The following is a 3,242-nucleotide window of genomic DNA, read 5'->3' as shown; positions in this document are numbered from 1 at the left end:
TTCAGGTCTCGGCCTATCCCGACCGGTACGCCGTCAACCAGCCGATCGCGGAGAAGGTCTTAGCGACGCTGAGCGGCGTATCGCTCTCGAGCGAGCTCGCGTGTGCTCAGCGGGCGGGCGATGTGCCGCCGAACCTGCCACCGGGGTTCGCCGGCGACTTCATCAAGGCCGCGGCATCGCAGGCCGGTAAGCCCTACGTCTGGGGCGGCGGCAACTTCGAGGGGCCGACGGGCGGCGGCTTCGACTGCTCCGGTCTCGTGCTGTACGCCGCGTATCAAGCCTCCGGCGGACGCATCCGGCTCCCTCACTACTCCGGCGACCAGATCCACGCCGGCCAAGGCATCGCCTGGTCCGACAAGCAGCCCGGGGATCTCATCTTCTTCAGTTACCCCGGAGCAGGCGGCCCGCACCACGTCGCGATCTACGTCGGCGGTGACCGGATCCTCCATGCGCCTCGGACCGGTGACGTCGTGCGCTACGGGACGCTCGGCGAGTTCTCAGGCGAGGTCATGACCATCCGCCGTCTGGGTTGACTACGAGCTCGGCTCGTCGGCACCGCCTTTGAGCAGGAACTCGTTGATGTCCTGCGAGCCGAGGTTCGCACCCTCCGGCGGCAGGAGCCCGCGCGCACGCAGCCACTCATACGCGGTGCGGTTTCGCTCGTAGAAGCGCCGCTCAACCTCGGCATCCTTCACCGCGTCACCCGTCACCTGATGCATCGAGGCGGGGGTCTCCAGCTGCTCTGAGGTCCCGTCTGCGTGGAACCGCTGGGCGCTCATACCAGCCATGCGGTGCTCGGAGAGGAAGTCGAGGAACCAGCCCCGGCGAGCGTCGGCCCAGGCCCACCCGACGTGCATGCCACGGTGGAAGGAGTGACCGTTGTCGACGGCAGCAACGATCTCTGGCGTGACGGCTAGGTACTCGCCCGGAACCGTACGGAGAGCGGCCTCCGCGCAGCGCTGCTTGTCAGGATTCATGCCCTGACCGTACGGCGGACCCGCGACAGAACGACATCAGTTCTTGTTGTGGCCAAGCGAGCGAGCGTGAAGGACCTCCTTTCAATACGACTCGCGCTCCAAGACGTGATCGTCGTCGGTACGCATCGACCAGAACTCGAGGAGAGCGAACTTCATGTTGGCAACGAAGTAGTCCACACCCTTTTCGTCCAAGAGCTCCTTGAGACCCACGTTGTTTCCGTGGAGAGTCGCGGCGTAGGTGCTCCAGCGGTGCCAGATCCCAGTATCATCGTAGGCCGATCCGACGTACCGAGCGCCAGTCGTCTGGTCGTGGATGACATAGACACCCTTCATGTGCTCGAGGGCGATCCGCCAATCAGGTCGCTGGTGGCTCACGATGACCTGGAGGTCGGCGAGCGCGTGGTTGATGCGATCGTGACCTGGGAAAGGGTCGCCGACGAAGGCCTCTTCGAGGATGGACGACACGGTCATCTCATCGAGGCACGACTCCATGGTCCGGCGACGCTGGCGTCCGGCCAGGTGGAGCCGCACGTAGAGACGACGTATGAACGGGCCCATGAGGTCGTCGCGGAGGACGACGTCATAGGAGTACGTCCGTGGCTCGGGGCGCCGCGCGGTCACCTCCCATATCCCACCAAAGAGCCAGAGCGTCGGATCGTGCCGGTCCTGAGCAAGCGAGAAGATGAACTGCCGGTTGAAGGCGTTCGTCTCAGGACGCCAGGAGTTCCAGCGCTGCCACTCCTCGGGGTCGTTCGCGAGGACGTCGATCGGGTAGTGCTGGCCGTTGAAGACGGCACAGTGCACCTTGCAGCTCGTCGGATCGAAGTTCGCGGGGAGAAGCGACGCGAGCGAGATGGGCGGCTGCATAGGCGGAGCCTATTCGCACGGTTCGACGTTGCGGCCCTGGCGAATGTGAGCCTAGGCGTACCTGAAGACCATGAGCACACCCCTGCTGACTGGTACCGACGTGGGACCGAACTTCGGCGCGGTCGGTGGTTCGGGAGACCTCCGGGCCATCGTCGGCGCCCTGCTGACCTACGGCCTAATCGTCGCCGTACTCATGCTCGTGGTCTCCGTAACGACCTGGGCGATCGCTTCGAGCTCGGGCAGCTGGCACACGGCTCAGAAAGCGAAGCTCGGCTGCTTCGTCGCAATCGGCGGAGCGGCGCTCACAGGAGCCGCCCTCACGTGGGCCAACTGGCTGCTGGATATCGGTCCGCACCTCTAAGACGTCCGCCTGTCAGACATCAGGAGCCCTCCGATGGACCTTCTCACAGCAGCACTCCTGCTACCCCTCGACATCGAGATCGATCCCAACTCCAATGGCCTGCCCGGGATCGGTCAGCTCAAGAAGATCGTCGGAGCCTCCATGACGGTCGGACTGGTCCTCGCCGTACTCGCGTTGATCATCTCGGCCATCGTGTGGGCACTGGGAGCAAACTCGTCCAACCCGCACCTCGCGGGTCGCGGCAAGCTCGGCGTCCTCGTCGCTCTCGGTGCCGCAATTGTCTGTGGCGCGTCGGTGACGCTGGTGAACTTCTTCTGGAACGTCGGCCAGCAGGTCTGAGGAATCGGTCATGGGTGTCTGCGACGTGCCGGTGATCCACGAGGTCTGCAATGCCGCCGGCGACGCGGCCGGGGCGGTCGTCACCGCGCCGTTCGATTGGCTCGCTCAGGGCATGGGCGGCGCGGCCGAGTGGATGTTCACCTCCGTCTGGAAAGTCATCGACACCACGACGTATGTCGACGTGACCAGCGGCGACTACACGACGGTCTACAACATCATGTTCGGCGTCGGCGTCTTAGTGATGCTCGGCTTCTTCATGCTCCAGATCATCGGCGGTATGATCCGCCGCGAACCAGCCGCGCTCTCCAGAGCTGCACTCGGACTCGCCAAGTCGATCCTCGGATCCTTCGTGGCCCTCGCCCTGCTCGCGACCGCGCTCGAGATCACCGACCAGCTCTGCATCGGCATCGTCAACGCCGCCGGCACCAACATGAACGAAATGGGCGACAAGGTCGCCGTACTCGCCGCGGGACTCGGCGCCATCAACCTCAGCGCCCCCGGCGCAGGTGCGATACTGACGATCTTCCTCGCGAGCCTCGCCATCATAGGCGCGATGGTGGTGTGGATCAGCCTGCTGATCCGCAAGGCCCTGCTCCTGATCGCGATCGTGTTCGCACCGATTGCACTCGCCGGCGCCAGCTGGGACCACACCCGAACCTGGCTAAGCCGCTGGGCGACGTTCGTGATCGCGATGATCC

The 3,242-nt window shown here is 64.8% G+C and carries 5 protein-coding genes and 1 pseudogene; 4 read left to right on the top strand and 2 right to left on the bottom strand.

From position 1 onward, the window contains the following. Positions 1–533: C40 family peptidase (locus tag ACTHJJ_RS05795; protein ID WP_440301987.1), on the top strand; the 533-nt coding region annotated here is incomplete at its 5' end. On the opposite strand, the gene ACTHJJ_RS05790 is transcribed toward ACTHJJ_RS05795, so the two are convergent. Both ACTHJJ_RS05790 and ACTHJJ_RS05785 read right to left on the bottom strand, forming a co-directional pair. Next, positions 534–977, bottom strand: coding sequence for a hypothetical protein (locus ACTHJJ_RS05790; RefSeq protein ID WP_440301986.1), 444 nt, complete (start codon positions 975–977; stop codon positions 534–536). Between the two features lie 81 nt (positions 978–1,058). Beyond that, positions 1,059–1,844, bottom strand: a complete 786-nt coding sequence (locus tag ACTHJJ_RS05785; RefSeq protein WP_440301985.1) for a GIY-YIG nuclease family protein — start codon at positions 1,842–1,844, stop codon at positions 1,059–1,061. Between the two features lie 70 nt (positions 1,845–1,914). Between ACTHJJ_RS05785 and ACTHJJ_RS05780 the strand changes: the two genes are divergently transcribed. From ACTHJJ_RS05780 to ACTHJJ_RS05770, 3 genes and pseudogenes are all read left to right on the top strand, one after another. Further along, positions 1,915–2,205, top strand: coding sequence for a DUF6112 family protein (locus ACTHJJ_RS05780; protein WP_440301984.1), 291 nt, complete (start codon positions 1,915–1,917; stop codon positions 2,203–2,205). A gap of 33 nt (positions 2,206–2,238) precedes the next feature. Then, the gene (locus ACTHJJ_RS05775; protein WP_440301983.1) at positions 2,239–2,544 is read left to right on the top strand and encodes a DUF6112 family protein; all 306 of its coding nucleotides are present in this window, start codon (positions 2,239–2,241) and stop codon (positions 2,542–2,544) included. Positions 2,545–2,554: 10 nt separating this feature from the next. Beyond that, a pseudogene (locus ACTHJJ_RS05770) lies at positions 2,555–3,242 on the top strand (conjugal transfer protein TrbL); the annotation flags it as partial.

The organism is Intrasporangium sp. (assembly GCF_051961875.1).
In the GTDB taxonomy this organism is placed as follows: domain Bacteria; phylum Actinomycetota; class Actinomycetes; order Actinomycetales; family Dermatophilaceae; genus Intrasporangium_A.
Note: the sequence above shows the minus strand (reverse complement) of the source record. Positions and strands in the feature narration are given on the sequence as shown.

Coding starts and splice junctions, on each gene's coding strand:
- ACTHJJ_RS05790 (WP_440301986.1), bottom strand. CDS start 977: ATGAATCCTGACAAGCAGCGCTGCGCGGAGGCCGCTCTCCGTACGGTT.
- ACTHJJ_RS05785 (WP_440301985.1), bottom strand. CDS start 1,844: ATGCAGCCGCCCATCTCGCTCGCGTCGCTTCTCCCCGCGAACTTCGAT.
- ACTHJJ_RS05780 (WP_440301984.1), top strand. CDS start 1,915: ATGAGCACACCCCTGCTGACTGGTACCGACGTGGGACCGAACTTCGGC.
- ACTHJJ_RS05775 (WP_440301983.1), top strand. CDS start 2,239: ATGGACCTTCTCACAGCAGCACTCCTGCTACCCCTCGACATCGAGATC.